Annotated in this window: 22 protein-coding genes, 1 pseudogene and 1 riboswitch; of the genes and pseudogenes, 5 read left to right on the top strand and 18 right to left on the bottom strand. The window is 30.9% G+C overall.

What is annotated here, in order from left to right; all coding sequences use genetic code 11:
- Window positions 1-8 precede the first annotated feature (8 nt).
- From mutS to LQ693_RS09690, 11 genes are all read right to left on the bottom strand, one after another.
- Window positions 9-2,534, bottom strand: coding sequence for a DNA mismatch repair protein MutS (gene mutS / locus LQ693_RS09740; protein WP_107565699.1), 2,526 nt, complete (start codon window positions 2,532-2,534; stop codon window positions 9-11).
- Window positions 2,535-2,674: 140 nt separating this feature from the next.
- Entirely contained in the window at window positions 2,675-3,175 is a 501-nt protein-coding gene (gene thiW / locus LQ693_RS09735; protein ID WP_025905607.1) for an energy coupling factor transporter S component ThiW, read from the bottom strand.
- 65 nt (window positions 3,176-3,240) lie between these two features.
- Window positions 3,241-3,332, bottom strand: a riboswitch (TPP riboswitch).
- Between the two features lie 8 nt (window positions 3,333-3,340).
- Window positions 3,341-3,772 carry a YlbF/YmcA family competence regulator gene (locus LQ693_RS09730; protein WP_025905606.1) on the bottom strand — a complete coding sequence of 144 codons (432 nt, stop codon included), beginning with the start codon at window positions 3,770-3,772 and terminating at the stop codon, window positions 3,341-3,343.
- Entirely contained in the window at window positions 3,773-5,308 is a 1,536-nt protein-coding gene (miaB, locus tag LQ693_RS09725) for a tRNA (N6-isopentenyl adenosine(37)-C2)-methylthiotransferase MiaB (protein ID WP_025905605.1), read from the bottom strand. It lies immediately after the preceding gene.
- Window positions 5,309-5,425: 117 nt separating this feature from the next.
- Entirely contained in the window at window positions 5,426-5,935 is a 510-nt protein-coding gene (locus LQ693_RS09720; protein ID WP_239703192.1) for a GNAT family N-acetyltransferase, read from the bottom strand.
- Between the two features lie 14 nt (window positions 5,936-5,949).
- Complete coding sequence (locus tag LQ693_RS09715; RefSeq protein ID WP_025905603.1) at window positions 5,950-7,794, bottom strand: ABC transporter ATP-binding protein; 1,845 nt, start codon at window positions 7,792-7,794, stop codon at window positions 5,950-5,952.
- Entirely contained in the window at window positions 7,791-9,515 is a 1,725-nt protein-coding gene (locus tag LQ693_RS09710; protein WP_107618020.1) for an ABC transporter ATP-binding protein, read from the bottom strand. Before LQ693_RS09710 ends, LQ693_RS09715 begins: the two co-directional genes overlap by 4 nt.
- Before the next feature lie 67 nt (window positions 9,516-9,582).
- The gene (locus LQ693_RS09705) at window positions 9,583-9,873 is read right to left on the bottom strand and encodes a thiamine-binding protein (protein WP_025905601.1); all 291 of its coding nucleotides are present in this window, start codon (window positions 9,871-9,873) and stop codon (window positions 9,583-9,585) included.
- A 72-nt stretch (window positions 9,874-9,945) separates the two neighbouring features.
- Complete coding sequence (locus tag LQ693_RS09700) at window positions 9,946-10,812, bottom strand: 2-oxoacid:ferredoxin oxidoreductase subunit beta (RefSeq protein WP_025905600.1); 867 nt, start codon at window positions 10,810-10,812, stop codon at window positions 9,946-9,948.
- Window positions 10,813-12,570 (bottom strand): 2-oxoacid:acceptor oxidoreductase subunit alpha, encoded by a 1,758-nt coding sequence (locus tag LQ693_RS09695; RefSeq protein ID WP_025905599.1) that lies wholly within the window; start codon window positions 12,568-12,570, stop codon window positions 10,813-10,815.
- Window positions 12,571-12,675: 105 nt separating this feature from the next.
- Window positions 12,676-13,467 carry a TIGR00282 family metallophosphoesterase gene (locus LQ693_RS09690; protein WP_025905598.1) on the bottom strand — a complete coding sequence of 264 codons (792 nt, stop codon included), beginning with the start codon at window positions 13,465-13,467 and terminating at the stop codon, window positions 12,676-12,678.
- A gap of 159 nt (window positions 13,468-13,626) precedes the next feature.
- On the opposite strand from LQ693_RS09690, the gene LQ693_RS09685 reads away from it, so the two are divergent.
- Entirely contained in the window at window positions 13,627-13,845 is a 219-nt protein-coding gene (locus LQ693_RS09685) for a hypothetical protein (protein WP_025905597.1), read from the top strand.
- Window positions 13,846-14,003: 158 nt separating this feature from the next.
- On the opposite strand, the gene LQ693_RS09680 is transcribed toward LQ693_RS09685, so the two are convergent.
- Both LQ693_RS09680 and LQ693_RS09675 read right to left on the bottom strand, forming a co-directional pair.
- Window positions 14,004-16,310: a CDP-glycerol glycerophosphotransferase family protein gene (locus LQ693_RS09680; RefSeq protein WP_107566186.1), complete on the bottom strand. Its 2,307-nt coding sequence runs from the start codon at window positions 16,308-16,310 to the stop codon at window positions 14,004-14,006.
- Between the two features lie 209 nt (window positions 16,311-16,519).
- A complete protein-coding gene (locus LQ693_RS09675) occupies window positions 16,520-17,023 on the bottom strand; it encodes a Rossmann-fold NAD(P)-binding domain-containing protein (RefSeq protein WP_239703193.1) in 504 nt (167 codons plus the stop codon).
- A gap of 169 nt (window positions 17,024-17,192) precedes the next feature.
- Here LQ693_RS09675 and LQ693_RS09670 point away from each other — a divergent pair, with 169 nt between their 5' ends.
- Genes LQ693_RS09670 through LQ693_RS09660 form a run of 3 tightly spaced genes read left to right on the top strand, consistent with a single transcriptional unit; the run spans window position 17,193 to window position 18,500 of the window.
- Entirely contained in the window at window positions 17,193-17,519 is a 327-nt protein-coding gene (locus LQ693_RS09670; RefSeq protein WP_025907213.1) for a hypothetical protein, read from the top strand.
- Window positions 17,506-17,916: a YolD-like family protein gene (locus tag LQ693_RS09665; protein WP_025907214.1), complete on the top strand. Its 411-nt coding sequence runs from the start codon at window positions 17,506-17,508 to the stop codon at window positions 17,914-17,916. Before LQ693_RS09670 ends, LQ693_RS09665 begins: the two co-directional genes overlap by 14 nt.
- Window positions 17,917-17,972: 56 nt before the next feature.
- The gene (locus LQ693_RS09660) at window positions 17,973-18,500 is read left to right on the top strand and encodes a GNAT family N-acetyltransferase (protein WP_107566104.1); all 528 of its coding nucleotides are present in this window, start codon (window positions 17,973-17,975) and stop codon (window positions 18,498-18,500) included.
- Between the two features lie 72 nt (window positions 18,501-18,572).
- On the opposite strand, the pseudogene LQ693_RS09655 reads toward LQ693_RS09660, so the two are convergent.
- From LQ693_RS09655 to LQ693_RS09645, 3 genes and pseudogenes are all read right to left on the bottom strand, one after another.
- Window positions 18,573-19,193 (bottom strand): annotated as a pseudogene (locus LQ693_RS09655) (class I SAM-dependent methyltransferase); the annotation flags it as partial.
- Between the two features lie 137 nt (window positions 19,194-19,330).
- On the bottom strand, window positions 19,331-20,128 hold the full coding sequence (locus LQ693_RS09650; protein WP_025907216.1) for a Cof-type HAD-IIB family hydrolase: 798 nt from the start codon (window positions 20,126-20,128) through the stop codon (window positions 19,331-19,333).
- 75 nt (window positions 20,129-20,203) lie between these two features.
- Window positions 20,204-21,082, bottom strand: coding sequence for a helix-turn-helix transcriptional regulator (locus LQ693_RS09645; RefSeq protein WP_239703194.1), 879 nt, complete (start codon window positions 21,080-21,082; stop codon window positions 20,204-20,206).
- A 106-nt stretch (window positions 21,083-21,188) separates the two neighbouring features.
- Between LQ693_RS09645 and LQ693_RS09640 the strand changes: the two genes are divergently transcribed.
- Entirely contained in the window at window positions 21,189-22,103 is a 915-nt protein-coding gene (locus LQ693_RS09640; protein ID WP_025907218.1) for a DMT family transporter, read from the top strand.
- Between the two features lie 57 nt (window positions 22,104-22,160).
- On the opposite strand, the gene LQ693_RS09635 is transcribed toward LQ693_RS09640, so the two are convergent.
- Window positions 22,161-22,646 carry a GNAT family N-acetyltransferase gene (locus LQ693_RS09635; protein WP_107566105.1) on the bottom strand — a complete coding sequence of 162 codons (486 nt, stop codon included), beginning with the start codon at window positions 22,644-22,646 and terminating at the stop codon, window positions 22,161-22,163.
- A gap of 122 nt (window positions 22,647-22,768) precedes the next feature.
- A complete protein-coding gene (locus LQ693_RS09630) occupies window positions 22,769-23,233 on the bottom strand; it encodes an NmrA family NAD(P)-binding protein (protein ID WP_107573191.1) in 465 nt (154 codons plus the stop codon).
- Between the last annotated feature and the right edge of the window lie 118 nt (window positions 23,234-23,351).

The raw sequence follows: 23,351 nt of genomic DNA, 5'->3' as shown, positions 1-23,351 counted from the left end.
CACACTTTCTATTTAAGTTGTTTTTGTAATTCATGCAGTTTTGATAATGCTTCAATAGGTGTTATGTTCATTAAATCAATTGATTTAAGTTTCTTTTCAATTTCAGATTGCCCTTGTTCTTCAAATAATTGGAATGACGGTTGTTCATACTTATCTGCTTCTTTCTCTACTTTTGTATGAGATTCAAGTTCTTGTAAAATAGTATGTGCTCTTTCAATAATTTCATCAGGTAAATCCGTTAATTTCGCTACATGAATACCATAACTTTGATCAACCGCACCTTCTTTTACTTTATGCAAGAAAATCAATTCTCCTTGATATTCTTGTGCAGCTACGTGAATATTTTTAAGTCCAGATAACGTTTCATCTAAATGTGTTAACTCATGATAATGTGTGGAGAATAATGTTTTTGCTTTTGTATGATGATGTACATATTCAATCATAGACTGTGCAAGCGCTAGACCATCAAATGTAGATGTTCCTCTTCCGATTTCATCAAATATAATTAAGCTATCTTCAGTTGCTCCTACCATAGCTTTTTCAGCTTCTAACATTTCGACCATAAATGTACTTTTGCCTGATACTAAATCATCTGCTGCACCAATTCTTGTAAAAATTTGATCAAATATTGGCAATTGCGCATAATCTGCAGGCACATATGCTCCCATTTGAGCCATAATACTAATAATAGCTATTTGACGCATATACGTACTCTTACCAGACATATTTGGTCCTGTTATTAAATAGATAAAACCTTCTTTATCTAAATAACAGTCATTTGGAACATAGTCATTATGATCCATTACGCGTTCAACAACCGGATGTCGCGATGATTTAAGTGATAACGTTTTATCTTTACTAAAGATTGGACGAGTATAATGATATTTTTGCGCAATTTCAGCAAAGCTTTGTAAACAGTCTATTTCTGATAGTAATTTAGCTTGTGCTTGTAACTTTTCAGTATAAGCTTTCACTTCTTGTCTTAAATCAAGGAATAGTTGATATTCTAGTTCGATTGCTTTATCTTCTGCACCTAAAATGATAGATTCTTTTTCTTTTAATTCTTCAGTAATAAATCGTTCAGCATTTGATAATGTTTGCTTACGTTGATATCCTAGAGCATCTGTATCAATATGATTTAAATTTGCTTTTGTAATTTCAATATAGTACCCAAAAACTTTGTTAAAACTTACTTTTAATGATTTTACACCCGTTCGTTCACGTTCTTTTAATTGTAATTCTGCTATCCATTGCTTACCGTTTGTTGAAGCTTCTTTATATTGATCTAGTGTTTCATTAAAGCCTTTTTTAAATATGCCACCTTCTTTAACAGAAATAGGTGGATCTTCTACTAAACTTTCATCTAATAATCGTTCTAAATCATTTAATGGTTCAAGATCTTTAAATCGGTCTATAGACTTTGAGTCTAATCTTTCAATAATTTCTTTAACATATGGAATTTGCTTTATTGAATAATTCAACTGTACTAAATCTTTAGCATTCACATTGCCATAGCTAACTCTTCCGACTAATCTTTCAATATCATATACCATATTCAAATAACTTCTAAGTTCATCACGTTCAATAAAACCATTCACTAATTGTTCAACAGCATCTAATCTTTGTTCGATATCTCTTTGGTTGATAAGCGGTCGATCTATCCATTGCTTTAATCTTCTTGCGCCCATAGGTGTTTTCGTATCATCCATCAACCATAATAATGTACCTTTTTTAGATTTAAGTCTGATACTTTCTGTTAATTCAAGATTTCGTTTCGCGTAAAAGTCCATTTTCATATAATCTAAAGCTCTATATACGACAACTTCTTCTAAATGTGGCATATCGCGTTTACCATTATCATGAATATAATTTAATAAATAATTTAATGATCTTTTTTGAGCGTGAGATGTGCCCGTGACAACTTCATAATCTCGTTCTTCATAGCTATCAATAACTGTGATTGTTTCAGTTATAAGCTGAATTTGTTTATATAAATTATCTGGTAACACTTTATTAACAATAATCTCATTAGGGTGAATCGTTGTAATTTCATTAATTAAAGTTGTTTCATCAACAAATGATGTTACTTTTAATTCACCTGTTGTGACATCACAGTAACTTAAATGAAACTCTCCGTCTTCTTTTATAAATCCTAATATATAATTATTTGTTTTTTCGTCCATACCCTTTTGATCCATGACCGTACCTGGCGTTATGACTTGCACAACTTCTCTACGAACCATTCCTTTAGTTTGTGTCGGATCTTCCATTTGTTCACAAATCGCGACTTTATAACCTTTTGAAATAAGTTTTTCAATATATCCAGAAGCAGAATGATATGGTACCCCGCACATTGGAATTGGATCTTTCTTAGCATCTCTTCTTGTTAGTGTTATTTCCAAAACTCTCGATGCTTCAATTGCATCATCGTAGAACATTTCATAAAAATCACCTAATCTGAAAAATAATAATGTATCTTGATATTGAGATTTTATCTTTAAATATTGAGCCATCATCGGCGTTGGTTTAGACATCTTTATTCACGTTCCTTTTTTTAACTTTCGATTTATCTATTTTATCAAAATTTCTACTATTAAACGAGTATGTTTATTTATTAAAAAAAGAGCGTAATAAAGCAATTTATGCTTCACGCCCTTTAATTCATGATATAACTTTAAGTATCATTTTTTAATTTCTTTAATATACCTCTTTTTTCAAAAGCTTTTAATAATATATAACTTGCGATAGCGCCTATTAGACTACTAAAGAAAAATGATAAAAATAATGGCCAAAATGCAATTTTCCCTAATCCTAGTAACCAACCTATCGGAATACAAACGAAGCTACCTATCACACCTGTACCTATAACTTCTCCTAAAGATGCAATCGATAATTGTTTGCGATATTTATAAAGTAAACTTGCTAATAATACGCCTATCATACTGCCTGGAAAAGCAAAAATCGTGCCTAAACCTAGTAAGATTCTAATAAACGAAGATAACAAAGCTTGCGCTAAGCCATACCATGGTCCAAGAAATACGGCTGATATAACATTAATGAAATGTTGCATTGGCAATGCTTTTATTGGACCTATTGGTATCGTGATAAATGTACTAAAGACAACATTTATTGTTGTTAATATTGCGGTTAAAGTCATTAATTTAGTCTTCTTCATTATATTTCCTCCAAATAAAAAATCATTAGTCTACGTATTGGCAGACTAATGATTATGAGCATATATAATCTTTAGTTGCACAATCTCTACGCCAGTATTACCTGGATCAAATCTACACGTATATTCTCAGCCTTGTTAGGCACCGTGAGTGCAATATGTTAAATCTTAATTTGAACAGCTACTTGTGTTTGGTGCATTTCTAACGGCTGCACCAGTTTCACCAGTAAGTTGATTACCACCTGTTGATTCAATAATTTCATTTGTAACTGTGTGGCTAATTGAATGAGATACCATTTGTAAAAGTTCATTTACTTCAACTTGTGCTTCTTTAAATTCACTTACAATTGGCATTTCATCTAATTCTTTTTCAATATTTTTAATTTTTTCTTCAACCATAGCTAAAGCTTTATCTTTACCATAGTTTTGGAAATTAACTGCTTGTTTTTGTAAAGATTTCAAACTCGCCATTTTTTCTCTGACTGTTTGATTCTCATGGATTTGCGCTTCTGCACGTTTAAAGAAATCTACTTCTTCTGTTTCTGACATCATTTTCCCTAGTTTACGTGCTTGTTCTAAAATATCATCTTTTGTATACATTTAATGTACCACCTTTTCTTTAGATACAACATCTATAAATTCACCATTTAATGAATATTGTTTTGCTTCAGTAATTTTTACTTTTACGATTTTGCCAATTACATCTTTTGGTGCTTTAAAATTAACTAATTTATTCTTTTCAGTATAGCCTGCTAATACCGCTTCATCTCTCTTACTTGAACCTTCACATAAAACAAATACTTCTTGTCCTTCATATGGTTTCAATGATTCTGCTGCATATTCGCCAACTACTTTATTTAATCTTTGAAGTCTTTCTTTTTTCTCTTTATCAGGCACATTATCTTTCATCTTAGCTGCTGGTGTACCTTCTCTCGGAGAATATACATACGTGTAAGCATGTTCAAAACCAACTTCATGATACAACTTTATTGTTTCTAAAAATTGTTCTTCTGTTTCATTAGGATAGCCAACAATGATATCCGTTGTCAATGCTACATCAGGAATTGCTGCTTTTATTTTATGAACTAATTCTAAATAGCTTTCACGTGTATATTTTCTACCCATAATTTTTAACACTTGGTTATTTCCAGACTGTACTGGTAAATGTATATGAGGTACGATATTACCGCCATTAGCAATCACTTCAATTAAACGATCATCAAAGTCCCAAGGGTGACTTGTCGTAAAACGTACACGCGGTATATCGATTTTAGTGATGTCATTTAACAAATCACCTAATCCATAATTTAAACCTTCAATATCTTTCCCGTATGCATTTACATTTTGACCTAATAAACATATTTCTTGGTAGCCTTGTCTTGCTAAGTCTCTTACTTCAGCAATAATTTCTTCAGGCATACGACTTCTCTCTTTACCACGAGTGAACGGTACAATACAATACGTACAGAATTTGTCACAACCGTACATAATATTTACCCATGCTTTTATTCTACCATTTCTTACTTTAGGTAAATTTTCGATGACGTCGCCTTCTTTAGACCATACTTCAACGACCATCGCTTTAGACATATATGCTTCTTCTAAAATTTCAGGCAATCTATGGATGTTGTGTGTACCGAAAATCATATCAACATTCTGGTATGATTTAAGAATTTTATTAACGACAGATTCTTCTTGTGACATACATCCACATACACCAATTAAACAATCTGGTCGCTCTTGTTTAAGATGCTTTAAATTCCCAATTTCACTGAACACTTTATTTTCAGCATTTTCTCTTATCGCACACGTATTAAGTAATATCACATCAGCATCATCTACTGAATTCGTCGGTCCAAAACCTAACGCCTGTAAAATACCAGCCATTACTTCTGTATCATGTTCATTCATTTGGCAACCATATGTTCTAATATAGAATTTACGACCTTTCCCCATACCTCTAAGTCGTTCGTCTATTTTAAAATCATCATGATATTCAACTTGTGATTTCCCTCTTTGTTTAGCGTCCTTTAAATTTGGAGGTTGATAAACATGTTCGAAGTACTTGCTATAATCCTTCTCTAAATTAGGTTCTGTCTTCGCTTTGGCCCCATGTTTTCTTTGCTCTTCATTCAATTTCAAAACCCTTTCTGCCCATATATTTATACCTATATATTATATTAGAGTTCAACATAAAGTGCAAAAATGTTCCGACATTTTTGCACTTTCATTTCATGTATCAAATATTTAATTTTAAAGATGCTTAATCCAAAATCTTCTCGTATTTTCATGTTCATCTGATTGATACGGTTCATCTTCAACACCATTATTATTTATAATGACTTTCGCACTTGCATCATTTGATTCATCACAAGTTACAAGAACAGAATGAACACCTTCATTATTTAAATTCTTAACTGCATAATTCAACAACTTTGTCGTATAGCCTTTACCACGTTCGCTTTTTCTAACACCGTATCCGACATGGCCACCTTTTTTATATAAATAGTCGTTTAATGCATACCTAATATTTACAGCGCCAACAATTTTGTCATCATCAATAAGTACATACGTTTTTGCTTTTACAAAGTCTTTATCAACAGGGGCTATTGCTTCTTCTAACATGATTAACATCTTATCAAATCCACCGTGTTGACGAACATCTGTCGCCCATGGAACTACCGGTTCTTCATTTTCATACCATTCATTCATATATTCTGTGAATAACGATTCAATACCTTTATCTATTTCTCTGAATTCCATAAACGCATCCCCTTTTAGTTTAATTCTTTTATTTGCTCATCATCATTTGTATTTAACATATGATAATAAATACCTTTTTGTTCGATCAATGCATCTTGTGAGCCAGATTCAATCAATTCACCGTGAGATAATACAAAGACTAAGTCTGCTTTTTTAACTGTATTTAAACGGTGCGCAATAATAACACTCGTTCTACCTTGCATTAATGTATCTAACGCTTCTTGAATTTTAATTTCAGTTACAGTATCGATACTACTTGTTGCTTCATCCAATAAAAGTATTTTAGGATCTTGAAGTAAACATCTTGCGATTGAAATAAGTTGTTTTTCGCCTTGAGATAACGAACCAGATTCACCTTTTAATACTGTATCATAACCATTTTCTAAAGCTTCTATAAAGTCATGTGCATTTGCTTTTTTGGCAGCTTCTACAACTTCTTCATATGTAGCATTTGGCGTTCCATACATAATATTGTCTTTAATCGTTCCATCAAATAAATAGGAATCTTGTAACACGACACCTATAGAACTTCTCAAAGATTCACGCGTTATTTTATTAATCGGAATGCCATCAATTAGAATTCTTCCTTTATTCACTTCATAATAATGTAGAATAAGTTGCACGATTGTCGTCTTACCTGCACCAGTTGCGCCTACTAATGCAACAGATTCACCGTTATTAATTTTAAAAGATAAATCTTTTATAGTCGGTACTTTTTGGTTAGGATCATATTTGAATTCAACATGTTCGAATTCAATTTCTCCATTAATATTTTGATAATCTTGTGCCTCTTTATCATCTTTCTCACTCGGCTCATCCATTATATCAAACACTCGTTCAGCACCTGCTATTGCAGATAATACTGTATTAAATTGGTTTGCTAAATCAGATAATGGTCTTGTAAACTGTCTCGCATATTCAGCGAAAATCACGATTACCCCAACTGTAACACCAGCAGTTTGATTAAGTGCTAATATACCACCAATACCAGCTACAATGGCAAAGCTTAAATTATTTAAATAGTTCATCACTTTTGGTATTAAACCACCAAATGTGATTGACCAAAAACTATATTCTCTCACGTCTTTCGCTTTTTCATTAAATGTATCTATAACATACTTTTCTTGAGAAAAAGCTTTAACGACTGTTTGTCCATTTACAATTTCCTCGATATATCCATTCATAATTCCATACTGTTTTTGTCGTAAAGCATATAACACACTTGTTCGTGCTGTAATCCATCTTAAACTTATAAACATGATTGGAATAATAATGACCGTCAATAGTGTAAGTAAAGGACTTAAATAAAGCATAATTGAAAGTGTACCAATGAGTGTCACGACACTAGAAGTAAACTGTATAAATGATGAATTTAATACTTGTGATACATTTTCAATATCATTTTGCATTCGACTCATCAGTTCACCGTGTTGCTTTTGATCATAATAAGCGACAGGTAAAGTTTGAAAATGTTTAAAGAGTTGATTTCTTAATAAATATACCGTGCGCTGGGCAATACTGACCATCATAAATGACCCTATATATGATGTAACCGACAACATGACATATACAATAGCAAGCAATACGATATATTGCGGCAGCCCATTTAATTCTTTCGGTATAATTTTCGTATCAATGATATGTCCGATTAAAAACGGTCCAACTAAACTTAATATGGATGAACATATAATCATTAGAATCACGATAATTAATTGAATTCGTTTTTCGTCTATTAATTTCCATATATTTAATAATGTACCTTTCGTATCTCTAGCTCTTTTTTTCTTCTTAGTTGGATTTTGAGTACGATTTTCATCTTTGAATACTGATTTATGACCATAAGGATTTCTTAGACTCATGATGAACTCACCGCGCTTTCTTGACTACTTGCAATTTCTTTATACAATGGTGAAGTTTCTAATAGTGATTCATGTGTCCCAATCGCTTCAATACGTCCATCGACTAGTAACATGATTCGATCAGCTGTTTGAGCAGTTGAAATTTTTTGCGTCACAATTAATTTCGTCGTTTCTTCATCTTCCAATGCATCCCATAAAGCAGATTCTGTCTTAATATCTAATGCTGATGTTGAATCATCTAAAATTAATAAACCTGGTTTCCTTACGAGTGCTCTAGCAATAGATAGTCTTTGCTTTTGACCACCTGATAACGTCACACCTTGTTGACCAATCATCGTATCATATTGATTATCGAAACGTTCGATAGATTGGTGTATCTGCGCTTTTTCTGAAGATAATTCTAACATTTCACTTTCGGCTGATGGGTCTCCAAATTGCAGATTCTCATAAATTGTTCCCGAGAATAACAATGCTTTTTGAGGTACATATCCAATTGCATCTCTTAAAGATTCAATTTCCCAATCGTTTACGTTTTTATTGTTAAGCAATATTTCTCCAGATGTCGCTTTATACATTTTAGGTATCAAACTGAGTAACGTTGATTTACCAGAACCTGTAGATCCCATAATGGCAAAAGTTTCTCTCGGTTTCACTTCAAATGATATATGTTCTAAAACAGGTTTATGACTATTTGGATACGTGAAAGAAACATCTTTAAATTGAATTGGATATGCATAATTTGAACTATGTTCAATTTCATTATTAAACACTTTTTCATCAGATGGTGTAATTAATACTTCTTCAATTCGTTCACTTGATGCTTTCATTCTGCTGAGTGTCATGATTAAGAAAGCAAGCATTCCAAATCCACCTTGCATTCTCATACCATAATTTAATATCGCAACTAATTTACCGACTTCTAAAGTAGAATGATCGACCATATCTGAACCAAACCATACAACAGCTAATATACTGCCATTTATAATCAATAATAATGATGGATTGATAAATTCCATGAGACGTAATGCGTATGTATAATTGCTTCTAATATCTGTTATTTTTTCATTAAATTGATTGATTTCTTGTTTGCTCGTTTGGCTCGCTTTGATTAATCTAACGGCTTCTAAATTCTGTTGGAAAAATCTATTCATTTCATCAAATTTTCTTTGAATTTTTGTGAATAATTTAGATCCTTTTCGAGCAATTACAAATATAATAATGAAAATAATCGGAGATCCTATTACTAAATAAATTGCTAATTTCGGTTCGACTGCAAAACTTAATATAATACTCCCAATAATCATTAAAGGCGCTCGTAACATAATTCTAATAGACATATATACTGCTTGGTCACAATTGGTTACATCACTTGTTAACCTCGTAATTAAACTTGAAGTCTTAAACCTTTCTAATGTTGCTAAAGAAAAAGACTGGATTTTCTTAAATTGTTCAGTTCTTAAATCATAAGCAAATGCTTGAGATACATGCCCCGCAACAAAACTATTCCATATCCCGGATAATAGGGCTACTAATCCTGTTACAAGCATAATCACTAAATATAAATATACGTGGTTCAAATCATTCTTTAAAATGCCGTTATCAATAATTTCTGATATAAAAATGGGCTGAATAAGTTCAACCGCTAATTCTACTAACATTAATATTAAACCGATTATAAACAACCATTTATACGGTCTAATAAATTTAAGTACCGTTTTCAATTTACATATCCCCTTTAATATATTTTCCTATAACATTCTCCTTTTCTTCTAACTCATTATTTTAAAATTATGATTTATACTTATCCGTTAATGTATCCATTGTTATACCTTCAGGCACATGATAGAACTTAATCTGAGAAATTATGCTGTCACATTCAAGTTCAACCATACGTTCATTTATTTGTTCAATAAGAATAAGACATGCATTTAAATCTCCTTCTATCGTTGTTTCTAAAGGATGTACTTCATATTTAAGACCCGATTGATCGATGATACTGATTGCCTCATCAACTAGTGGAATAACACCTGTTTGTTGATGTTCTGGAATAATTTGAATACTCATTAATGTATTTGTCATTTCGAATCCCCCTTTTCTATGTATAAAAGCTCATAGATAAATCTATGAGCTTAAAGTGGTATTATTATATAATTATTTAAACTGAGAAACAAGTTCATCAAATTGATTTTGTTCTAGTTTAAGTGACTTTTTAACAAGTGGTTGTTCATCAAACTGTTCAATTTGTGATTCATATGATGGAGTATCTTTATCTTGATAAATAATACCTGTAATCATAGATTCAGTATCTAATACAGTTTGCATTGCTTGAGATTTATTCGTATTATCATAACCTTCAATATCTGCAAGTTTTGTTAAATTTTCTTTAAACCAGTCGTACGTATTAATTTTATTATACGTTACACATGGTGAAAATACATTTACAAATGAAAATCCTTTATGATTAATCGCTTCTTCAATAATACTTGTTAATTCTTTAATATCACTAGAGAAACTTTGAGCAACAAATGTTGCACCAGATGATATCGCCAATTCTAAAGGTGCAATATTTTGTTCGATGTTACCTTTTGGAGTTGATTTCGTTACAAATCCTTTAGCAGAACTTGGTGATGTTTGTCCTTTTGTTAAACCATAAATTTGGTTATCCATAACGATATAAGTCATATCCATGTTTCTTCTTAATGCATGAACAGTATGCCCCATACCAATCGCAAATCCATCACCGTCACCACCTGAAGCGATAACTGTTAAATCTTTATTTGCCATTTTAACACCTTGTGCTAATGGTAAAGAACGGCCATGTATAGAATGAACGCCGTATGAATTTACATAACCACTTAAACGTCCTGAACATCCAATCCCTGTAATAATGGCAACTTCTTCTGGCTCTAGTCCAACATTAGCTGCAGCTTTTTGAATCGCAGCTTGTACTGAGAAATCTCCACAACCTGGACACCAGTTTGGTTTAACATTATTTCTAAAATCTTTAAATGTTGCCAATTAAATCAACTCCTTCATATTACTTACGATTTCTAAAGCTTTATCTTCTATTTCATGTGGTAAGAACGGCGTACCGTCATATTTAGTTTGGTTAATAATTTTATTTTGATGATTAATGTTCATCTTAATAATATTAGATAATTGTCCTTGATAGTTATGCTCAGCTACAACAACTTTTTTAGCTTTATTAAATGCTTCTTGCACAACATCTGTAGGGAACGGATGAAGTTGTCTTATTTGAATATGATTGACTTTCACATTTTGTTGATCCAATCTTGAAATAGCTTCTTCGATTGCACCAGCTGTTGAGATAAAGCCAACATATAATATATCCGCTTCTTCATATTTTTCATTAGATTCTACTGGCTCATCTATCAATAATTGAGCTGTCTTGCGCATACGTTTATCCATTTGTTTTTGTCTGTTTTCAGCACTTTCAGAAGGTTTTCCTTCTTCATCATGTTCAACACCTGTAACGTGATGGATACCACCTTTTGTACCTGGTAAGATACGTGGTGAAATACCTGAATCTGTTAAAGCATAACGTTTAAAGTACGCTTTATCTTCTTGTTTTTCTAAATCACCTTCAACTAATGCACCTCTACGAATTTCAACTTTGCTGTAATCTAATGATTCTACAGTTTGTTTACCTAATGATAATTGTAAATCTGATAATAAAATAACTGGACATTGATATTCTTCAGCTAAGTTAAACGCTTCTACAGTTAAGTAGAACGCATCACTTGCACTAGTTGGTGCTAATACGATTTTAGGAATGTCACCGTGTGTACCATAAATCATTTGCATTAAATCTGATTGTTCTTGTTTCGTTGGCAAACCAGTAGAAGGACCTCCACGTTGCGTATTGACAATCACAAGTGGTGTTTCAGTCATACCTGATAAACCTATTGATTCCATCATTAATGATAAACCTGGACCTGCTGAAGATGTGAATGAACGTACACCTGCATAGTTTGAACCTATTGCCATTGTACATGCTGCAATTTCATCTTCTGTTTGAATAACCGTTCCACCTAAAGCTGGTAAACGATCTATCATATACTCCATAATTTCTGATGCTGGTGTGATTGGATATGCTGCCATAAATCTAACACCTGCTGCAACAGCACCTAAACCAATTGCATCATTCCCTATCATAAATAAATGACCTTCTGAATCAGTTGGTTCTAATGTATGTTCACTTTGTAAATCGTCCATTTGTTCAGACATTAAGCGATATCCTTCATTTAAAGCTTGAATGTTTAAATCTACAACACTCTCGCCTTTTTTACCGAATAGATCTTTTATTAATGATTCGAATACTTTCGTATCTAAATCCATTACAGCACAAGTTGCACCAACTGCGACCATATTTTTCATAAGTGCAGTGCCCAATTCTTTTGCTACACCTGTGAATGGTAAACTAACCAATTGTGCTTTACTATCTTCTGGATTTTGTGGTTTCGCTTTTTCATCTGCAATAATAATGCTGCCTTCAAGCATTTCATGATAGTTAACTTCTATCGTCTCTTGATCAAATGCAATTAATATATCTAAATCGTCACTAATAGCTCTTACTGGTTTTGACGATACTCTAATTTTATTATTTGTATGCCCACCTTTAATTCTACTTGAAAAATGGCGATATCCGTATAAATAATATCCTTGACGGTTCATAGCAGTTGCAAAAATTTCACCTGTTGATTCAATTCCTTCGCCTTGCTGTCCGCCCACTTTCCATGAAATTTGTGATTTCATTTTATGGCCTCCCCATGTAATATCTCATGTTATATCATAACAAAAAAACCCTTTTAATCCTATGAAATTAAAGGGTTTTAATAAAAATCAGTCTAATGGACGATACTATTCAAATGGATGATCGTCATTAATTAATATACGTTGTATTTTTTTAGCTTTACCTGCACTATCAAGGTCAATAATAACACCTGACAATACTTTTCTACCTACATCTGGTAAATTATGACGTTGCGGTAAACTTGTTATAAATCTTTCTATAACTTCAGCTTTATTAATACCTAATATCCCGTCATAATAACCTGTCATACCTACGTCAGTAATATAAGCAGTACCTTCATTTAACACGCGCTCATCAGATGTTTGAATATGCGTATGTGTACCAACCATGGCACTTACTCTACCATTCAAATACCAACCCATTGCGTTTTTCTCTGAAGTTGTTTCAGCATGAAAATCTACAAATATATACGGCGTTATTTTTGAAGCTTGTTCTATAAGTTCATCTGCTTTTTTAAATGGGCAGTCTATTGCTGGCATAAATGAACGTCCTTGTAAATTAATGATTGCGATATCTTTATCATTAACTCTAATAATTCTCATGCCAAGACCTGGCGCTTCTTCAGGGAAATTCGCTGGACGAACCATTCTATTTGCTTGTCCAATAAAGTCATATATTTCTCTTTGACCATAAGTATGATTACCCATCGTTAAAAAGTCGGCACCCATTCTTAAAATATCTTTATAAATTTTCTCTGTTAAACCTTTACCATGTGCAGCGTTCTCTGCATTCACAATCGTAAACGTTGGTTTGTAACTTGCTTTAATTTTTGGTAAATATGTTTCTAACTGTTCTCTTCCTAGTTTGCCTACAATATCACCTATAAATAAAATTCTCAATATTGACATCCTCTCTATTCACTCTATATTCTAATTCAAAATAAAAAATTTTAAAAGAGATGATTATTAATTTTTTATTAGGGTATACATAATACGAGCGTTACTCAAACACATTTGTTTAGTAACGTTACAAAATCTAATAGGAGTGTTTATTTAAACATGGGAATTGAAATCCAACCAGAAAAATTTGCAGAATTAGTGGTTAGAGCAAATCCATCCGTAGAAGAAAATGCAGAAGATATCGCGAAAGACAGTTTAGAACTATACGTTACAGCATTCAAACTCGCTGAAAAATATGGTAGTTGTGGCGTAAATTCACAAGAAACGTCCAACGTTTTAAAAGAAGCATTAGATTTAGAACTGAACTTAACACGTTAAATTTATTATAAAATACTAATATCAAAAACCATCGCTATAGACTATAGCGATGGTTTTTGGTTTGTAATAATAAAAATGTTTGAATAGACGTGAGTTAAAAGATGAATAAACTCACGAGTTCTAAGATAACTATTTAAAATCAACACTTTGTACAATACTTACTTAAATATATAATTCACGATATTTTCAGTGGTACCTATTTTATCATCTTGTAATAATTGGTCTGTTATATTTTGATAATCTGGTTGCTTGTTTTCTAGTAATTGTCTAGCCAGTATGCGTTCATCATTACTTGCAATTTCTATTGTGACAAGTTCGAATATATCAAAGTAAAAGCCTGTTTGTTCTGAGTAAACTTCTGTATCTTCTTGCAATAAGAAAATGGGTTTATTTAAATGTGCATAATCAAATATCGTAGAAGAATAATCTGTAATCATGGCATCTGAAATTAAATATAGTTCTTGAATGTCTACAAGTTCATTATAAAAACAATGAATTCGATCGCTTAATTCACTATAGGTTACTCTCAAATGTGATTCGTTAGGATGCAATTTAACAATAATTTCATATTCTTCAGGTAATTGTTCTAATAAGATATTTAAATTGATTTTTGATAATAATGCTCTTTTTTCTTTTCTCCATGTTGGGCAGAACAAAATATATTTTTTATCATTACTTTTAGTAAAGAAATATTTCGTAAGCACGCGTTCTTTCTCTGTTTCGTCATGCTTCATTAAATATTCATTTCTCGGTGCACCGAGTTGAAGGATTTGCAAGTCCTGCTCTGGTTGAATATTAAATGATGACTCTAGTAACATTGTGTTTACTGCTGAAGAAGTTAATAAGTAATCCCACTTCTTCATTCTTGGTTTAAATGCTGCAACTTGAGCGTTTCTTTCAGCTTTATCTTCTAAATCATTCAACATTCTTTTAAGCGGAAAGCCATGCCATGTTTGTACAAATATTTGATCTTTATGTTTAAACACTCTATCTAAAGTATTGCCATTCACCACGACATATTTGCATGACCTAAATGTTTGATTATAGATGGCACTACCAAACCTTATAGGTATTAAATTATGATTTCTAATTTCCATATCTACCAACGCATTTCTAGAACTTACATATACTTCTTTATCAGGAAAATGTTCTTTAATATATAATGCGATATATTTCGGATCTCCACTAAAGTTATTCCCATGAAATGACTCAATGAACACTTTGTTTTCTGACGGTGTAATAGCATCGTATTGCTGTTTAAGCTTATCCATTTTTCTTTTTTCGTATTTCTTTTTAGCAAAATTAAAGACTTTCTCATTATTTAACACTGTTCTAATAACTGGTTTAGTCTTATATTGTTCATACAAATCTCTACCATATTCAAGCTTTGATTTTTTACGGGCTTTTTGTGTAACTTGTGACTTACTTCCTGATCCTACTTTTAAACCATCCATACATGCTTTAGATGCTTCAATAAAATCAGAAGCATAGTCTCTATCAATAAATGTTGCATTCAATAAAGCTACATCTTCAGCTCGTTCTTCCTTTGTATATTTGTTATCAATAAACTCAATTAAACGCTCACTATCTTCTTGAATATCTTTCTCCAAAAATTGAACGGCATGATACGGTTCATATATACGTTTAAGCACACCATCTTCGCCAGCATAAATAAATGCTTTATTACCTTCTGCTATAGATTCTAATATAGAATAACCTAGTGTTTCATATGGAGAAGATGATATATAAATATAGTTTTTAGGTTCACGTTCATTCATATGAACATGTTCCTCTAGTTGATAATAATGAATTAAATTTTTATATAATATTTCGGATGGTCCATACCCCTTGATATATAAATGTATATCATCATACCCTTTAACATTAATGATACGATTCATCATTTTTATTACATATGAAATATCCTTTATATTATCTTCAAACCTCGCTTTAATTAATAAATTTCTTCGTGTCACACTAGGTTCTTCATTCACAATAATATGTGACGCATCAACATATTGATTAAAGACATTCTCTTTTCCATAACGTTCGATGAAATCATGCTTAATATCAATAGAGCTCACTCTATATGCATCAATCGCATCAAAAGCTAAATCTTGATTATCATCAATATATGCTAATGGCCCATGTATCTCCCCTACGACCATTGCATTTGGATTGATGGATTTTATTTCTCTTGCTAAATAAAAGAAGGTTTCTCTCGTTAGTATAACGAGATCTGCATTTACAAAATCTTCACTTGTTTTAAATTCTTCGAAACTTAAATGCTTATCAAATAATTGTTCATTAATCATTGTATTAAATTTCGCTGTCTTATCAAAAGTTTTAAAATTATAATAAACAACTTCATGATTAGCTTTAATAAACGATTTAATTAAATTGATATTACTTCTTGATGTTCCACCTTTAGCAAAAAGATTGAACCCTAAAATTTTAATTTTCATTCAATCTCGCCCCTTTGTAATTGTTTTTATCTTATAATTAAATTTTCATTCATACTAACACTCCTTATATACTTATTCCACAATTTCTAATTATTTTACACAGAATTATTTGTTAGAAATAATTATTTTTATTGAATATAAAAATAGAAGACAATCTAATATAAGATTATCTTCTATATTACAATATTAAATTCAATCACTTTTTCTCATCAATCACTTACTAATATATCTTTTTTAAATTGTATAGCTTGAATAACACCATTTGAAATTTCTTCATGATTCAACCAACGTTTATTTCCATCTTCATTTACTCGATGACCCAATTTTACCGTGAATACATTAAAGCCTTTATTCTTAAGCCTATTAATAAACTCAGCATCATCAAATTTATTTGTACCGACGACGTGAACATAAATTGGTTCAGCATGCTTATCTATACTTATATTTTTCTCAATGAACTTCAGATGATTGAAATAACCATTACTATGTACCCAACTCACCATCATATTGACATCTCGTATATGTTCATCACCTAACACAATATCATTTTCATAATCATATTGTTTAAAATGTATATTTTTTGAATGAAGTAAGTCCTCTGAGTATTTATTTTGATTTCTAGAAAGTAGCCAAATATCATCATCAAAATGTTCTTTAATCCATTTCGTTGCATCCATCAACATACCAGATCCACCAGCAATCACAATTGTCACTTTATTCACCTACTTTAATTTTAAAAATTTTTCTTAAGTATGCTTAATATAACACAATCTTTCAATAGATTTTCATTTATTCAGTCAAATTTATCTCTCACATTTCACTTTACAAACACGAACACTTGTTCGTATAATAAAAGAAAAGATTCTACGGGAGGTGTTTGTGATGAATAAGTATATTAACTTAATGATTCATAAATTTGAAACTTACATTTACATGTTAGATAGCGTTGAACCAACTAATGATACGGCGATATTTTTAAATGGTGAAGTTATTTATAAAGAAATAGACAAAGTTGAACGTTACCTTCAATCATTTGATTATCGTACTGAGAAGTTCATTTTATTTACGGGATATTTAAAGATTTTACGCGTCATTTATCGTGATGTTTATACATCTTCAACACAACGAAATACGATGATAGTTTCTTTGAATAACGCGATCCATTGCTTAAATAAAATGAATAAGGAGCTTGTATATGAAAATCATTAATCCTGACTTACCAGAACCTTATAAATATGAGACAGATTATCGCAAAATTCCTAATCATTATCTACAACGTAATATTCCTAAAGGAAGAGGCATGATTAAATGGGCACCATTTGCAACAATGCCTCAACAATATGAAATGATTAAACAATTTATAGCCGATCAAACAAAAGTAGAGAAACCTATATTAGAAGAAACTGCATTAAATGATTTGAATAACGTATTAGCAGAGAAAATATTTTATAATCCACAAGCACTTATTAAATATTGGGAAGATGGTTATTTTAAAGAAATAGCATGTGAAATTCATAAATTTGATAGTGAACATAAAAAATTAGAAGTCATTGCAGAGGATAAGAAAGTAAGGTTGAACATGGATTGTATTGTAAGTATTGAATAGTTTAAAACCATTCTCTTCGGTTATGCTATGATATGTAAATGGGGGTGGCATCATTTATGATAAAGATTGAACGTATTACTAAAAATAATGAGCATGCACTTAAATTACCAAATGAACCATTTGAATTGTTCGGTAAACTTGTCGTTACGAGAACTGCTGATACATGGCAATATCATGAAGTGTTAACAGATTCTGATACGATGATTTTTCCTGAGGAAGATTATCAGCTTGATTCAATTGATCAGAAAGGTTTTGCAATAGGTGCATTTGATGATAACAAATGTATTGGTTTAGGTATTTTTGAAAAGGATTGGAATAAATATTTGTATTTAAGTGATTTGAAAGTCTCTTCTTCTTACCGCGGTCAAAATGTTGCATCAACATTGTTAAATGCAGCGATAGAATTCGCAAAAGATAAAGGAATGAAAGGGATTTATACGATAGCTCAAGACAATAATTTAAATGCTAATCGCTTTTATTTAAAATATGGCTTTGAAATTGGTGGATTAAATACCAAATCATATCAATTCACACAACAAAAAGGTAAATTTGATATTTATTATTATTTGGATTTTAATGCATAACTAAAAAGCGGGACGGAAATCTTTTTAAATAAATTAGATTTCTATCCCACTCTCATTTGCAGTGAATTACATTTAGTTTATCTTCTTCGCTTTAAATATAATCATCATAGGTCTTCTCAATTCATCTTTCATACCATCTATATCCATCATATGTTGAGGTGGTATTGGCTCAACAATATTTTCAATGATAAATTGATTATTTTTAAGTGCTGCAAAATATGAAGTTAATGTATGATGATATTTTTTTATTTCACTACCTAAGAAATGTGTATTTCTTTCCCCTTCTACAAAATAATGATCAACAGGAAAATGCTCAATTTCTCCATCTTTATAAATCAAGTCTTGAGAACCATGTGCTGTAAATATAGGATGCTCTACTGAAAATATAAATTCGCCATTATGTGTTAATGCTTTTGATACTTTCTTAAACAGTGACTCAATGTCTTCTATATAATGAATCACTAATGAACTTAATATTACGTCATAAGTATTAGGTTCCATTGAATACTCATCAATTAAATCAACTAAATAGGTTATTTTAGAATCATGATTGACCGCTTCTGCCTTCTCTATCATTTTTTTTGAAGCATCGATACCTATGACTTCTTTAGCGCCTTGCTGAACAGCATATTTACAATGCCAACCGTAACCACAACCTAAATCCAATACTTTTTTATTTTTAAAGTCAGGTAAATTGCTTTGTAATGTTTCTCATTCTCCTGCACCTTCCAAGCCGTGCTGACTTCTCGCCATTTTAGCATATTGATCAAAAAATGCTTGATCATCATATTGATTCTCCGGTTTCATATTATCACCTCATACTCATGATATCAGAATGAAAGCAATAAATTTAATGTTTTAATAACCCCACTTTCGTTATGATTGATAGCGATGAGGTTTGCATCTTTTTTCAATTCTGGATAAGCGTTATCCATTGCTACTTTATATTTAGCTGATTTGAATAAATCTATATCATTAAGTCCGTCTCCAAAAGCAATTGTTTCAGCTGGATCAATGTTTAATATGCTTTGTATTTTATGAATAGTTGTTCCTTTATTCACACCTAACTTCGTAATATCAATCCAGTAATCTTCAGATGCAATAATATAAACTTCGTTGTTAAAGTAATCAATTTGTTGTGCAGTCTGTTTACATTTACCTGAAGCGTCATGAACCGTAATTTTCAAGAAATCACTTTTAATTTCTGTGAAATCTTTAATGTATGTAACATTTTGATATGACCCATGTACAGCTTTTCTCTCTTCTTCAGAAACAGTATCTAGAACATATGCTACATCTTCCGTACATGCAATAATTGTTTGTTCTTCATCTATTTTTGTTAAAGCATCTATAATATTTAATCCTAATTCATTTTGTATCGTTGCTGTGTAAAGAAATTCACCGTTATATTTTATACGTGTTGCACTATCTCCAATAATGAATGTATCTTTCGTTAAATCTCCTACAATATTTTCAACTCTTTCACATTGCTTTCCTGTACAGAACACAAATCTAATATTATGTGAATCTAGATTTTCTTTTAATATACCAAACGCTTCTCTATCAAACTCACTATTACCATCTAAAAAAGTACCATCCATATCTGTAACGACTAATTTTATATCCATCTAATTATCCTCTTTGCTTTGTAACTATTTAATCATATTGTATCGGTATAATTATAGATTTTCAATAGAAAGCGTTTACTTTTTTATTTGTTTAAGAAATTTTTTCGGCGTTTGTCCATATCTTTCTTTAAATTTTTGTATAAAATAACTCGTTGTTGAAAAACCACACGCGTATGAAATATCTGTAATCGACTTATCTGTATGTTTATTTAACATACTGACACTTTTTTCTAATCTATAATTTAAGATATATTGAAATGGCGTTTGATGAACATATTTACTAAACAGTCGAACAGTCTCAGATTTACTCATATGGATATTGTCACTTAAATCATTCAAAGTTATTTTAGATTGATAATGATCTTGTATATACTTAATCAATGTTTTGATACGTTGATCAAAATAGTAATGAGCGTCTGTTTCAATTTGCGACATGATATTTATCAAATGCTTCAATGACTCATAATAGCAAATTGAAATATCCAGTTTAAAATGTTGTTCTTTTTTATCAAATTTATCACCCGCTTCTTTAATAATATTAATCAACATTTGATGTTCAGAGAGATTCGGTGACAAATATATATAAGGTATTTTATGTGCTAATTCTAATACTTGTGTTAAATATTCCATCTCTATCTGTTTATGCATATCAGCAAGATCAATATTCCAACAAAAATATTCTGTATCAGACACACTTTCATTTATTTCATGAACAACTTGAGAATTGATAAATAACCCGTGCCCTTTTGGAACATGTATCAACTCTTCACCTATCCCAACTTTAAGTTCACCATTAATGACATAAACATATTGCAAAGCACTATGCCAATGAATGGGGATGTATCCGTATAACGTTTTGTTTAAAACAGTATGTAAAATAATGTGATACCAATTTTTATAAGGATATTGAATTAATTCTTCTCTTGTTTCTTCAACAATGATTTCAGTATACAATCAACAATCACCTCAATATTTTGATATTATTACACAATATTTATGTATTATATCATGTTTTAAATCACTATAATCAATATATAATTATAAAATGAAGGTGAAATATATGAACAAGTATAATCGCATTAAAGGTATAACTTTAGCAATAGTTGGTGCAAGCTTTTGGGGACTAGGTGGTACAGTTTCTGATTATTTATTTCAACATCAACATATTGATATGAATTGGTATGTAACAGCAAGACTGCTTATAAGTGGTGTATTACTATTATGCTTGTTTAAATTAACGCATAAACAACATAGCTTGTTTAGTATATTTAAAAATAAGACCAGTATCATTCAGTTGTTGCTATTTTCAATTTTTGGAATGTTTCTCGTTCAATACTCATACATGGCATCCATCAATTACGGTAATGCAGCAGTAGCGACACTTTTACAATATATTGCGCCAGTCTATATCATTATTTGGTATGTCTTAAGAAAGAAAGACACTTTTAAAGCGTTTGATTTAATAGCGATTACTCTAACAATCGCCGGTTCTTTTTTATTATTAACAAATGGGAGTATTTACAACTTAATGGTTGCTAAAAGTAGTATTATTTGGGGAATTATATCTGGTTTATCATTAGCTTTTTATACGATTTATGTTGGTAATTTATTAAAAAAATATCCGTCAGTTCTCGTCGTTGGATGGTCAATGCTTATATCTGGCATATTTATCAATTTTAAAACGCCTATTTGGGATATTGATATTCAACTATTAAATGGCCAAACTATTTTCTATCTCTTATTTGGGATTATTGCAGGTACAACGATTGCGTTCTTTTTCTTTATTTCTAGTTTGAATTATTTAAGTGCTAAAGAAACCGCATTTTTTGGAACAATTGAACCTGTAATCGCCATATTGAGCAGTGCTATTTGGTTAAATGTCGCATTTTTACCATTTCAAATATTAGGGATATTGTTAATATTAGTATTAATACTCACAATATCATTAAAAAAAGGAAATACTTCAGAAGTTTAAAATTAAAAACAACCATACTCAAACAAAAATCATTGTCTCAGTATGGTTGTATATCATTTATAAAAATATTTGATAAAAGTCTAAATCTAACCACTTATCAAATTTATATCCTACTTTTTCAATTTTACCACTATATTTAAACCCTAATTTTTTATGTAAATCAATACTGCCTTGATTATCACCATCAATTCCTGCAACAATCGTTTTATAGCCATTTTTCTTTGCTAAATCAATAATTTCTAATAATAACTTTGAAGCAATACCTTGTCTTCTGAAATCAGGATTAACATATATTGAATGTTCAACTGTATATTGATATGCTGGCCAATCTCTGAAAGATCCGTATGTTGCAAAACCAGCAACTTGACCATCCACTTCATACACAATAACAGGTTGGTTATTTTCTACTTTAGTATTAAACCATTTCTGACGTTCTTCTAATGTTGTTTCATCATATGTGTATACAGCTGTCGTATTCTTAATTGCATCATTATAAATATATAGGATATCTTTTAAATCTTCTTCTTTTGCTAATCTAATCATCTTTCCATCCTCCTTAATTTATATTTAGTATACATAAAGAATACAATGACACAAATTTATGTGAATATAACTGACATGACTGTACAATTATTCAACAACATACATTTGTTAACATAATATTATTATTTGAAATGTTTTTCTATCCATTTATTTAAACGTAATCTATTTGGATTGATTTGATCCATTTGTTCAAAGTCAACAACATATCCTTTTTCTTCTAGCCAACTTTTTTCAGCAGTTTGACTAGAAAATTGACCTTTTATTTCAGTTTTTATGCCTGTCACAGATGTAAATGTATCAACAACTTCGTTTAATGTTAATTCATCAGAAGCAATTTCAATAGATTGATGATTGTATTCTTCTACATTTTTGAATATTTGAGCAGTTATTTTAGCGTTATCTTCAGAAGGAATCATCGCAAATTTTATATCAGGTAAAATAAATTCTGGAATATATATGTTATCCGCTTCTACTTTGACAATGCGCAGATAATTATCCATGAAAAATGATGGTTTAATAATTGTATAATTGAGAGTGTAAAATAAACTGTGTAAGTAGAGAACGTACGACTCTACTTCACAGTTTATTTTTTATATAATCTAGCGCGCTATCGTTTACTATATCCGTAAAAAGTGTTGGTTAAAACTCAAACCAACTACTTGTTACGGATGCCGAGCTAAATACTATGCATAGTGTTAAAATACA

The organism is Mammaliicoccus sp. B-M6, from assembly GCF_022386965.1.
GTDB lineage: Bacteria > Bacillota > Bacilli > Staphylococcales > Staphylococcaceae > Mammaliicoccus > Mammaliicoccus sciuri_A.
This window is presented reverse-complemented; position numbering and strand designations above follow the sequence as displayed.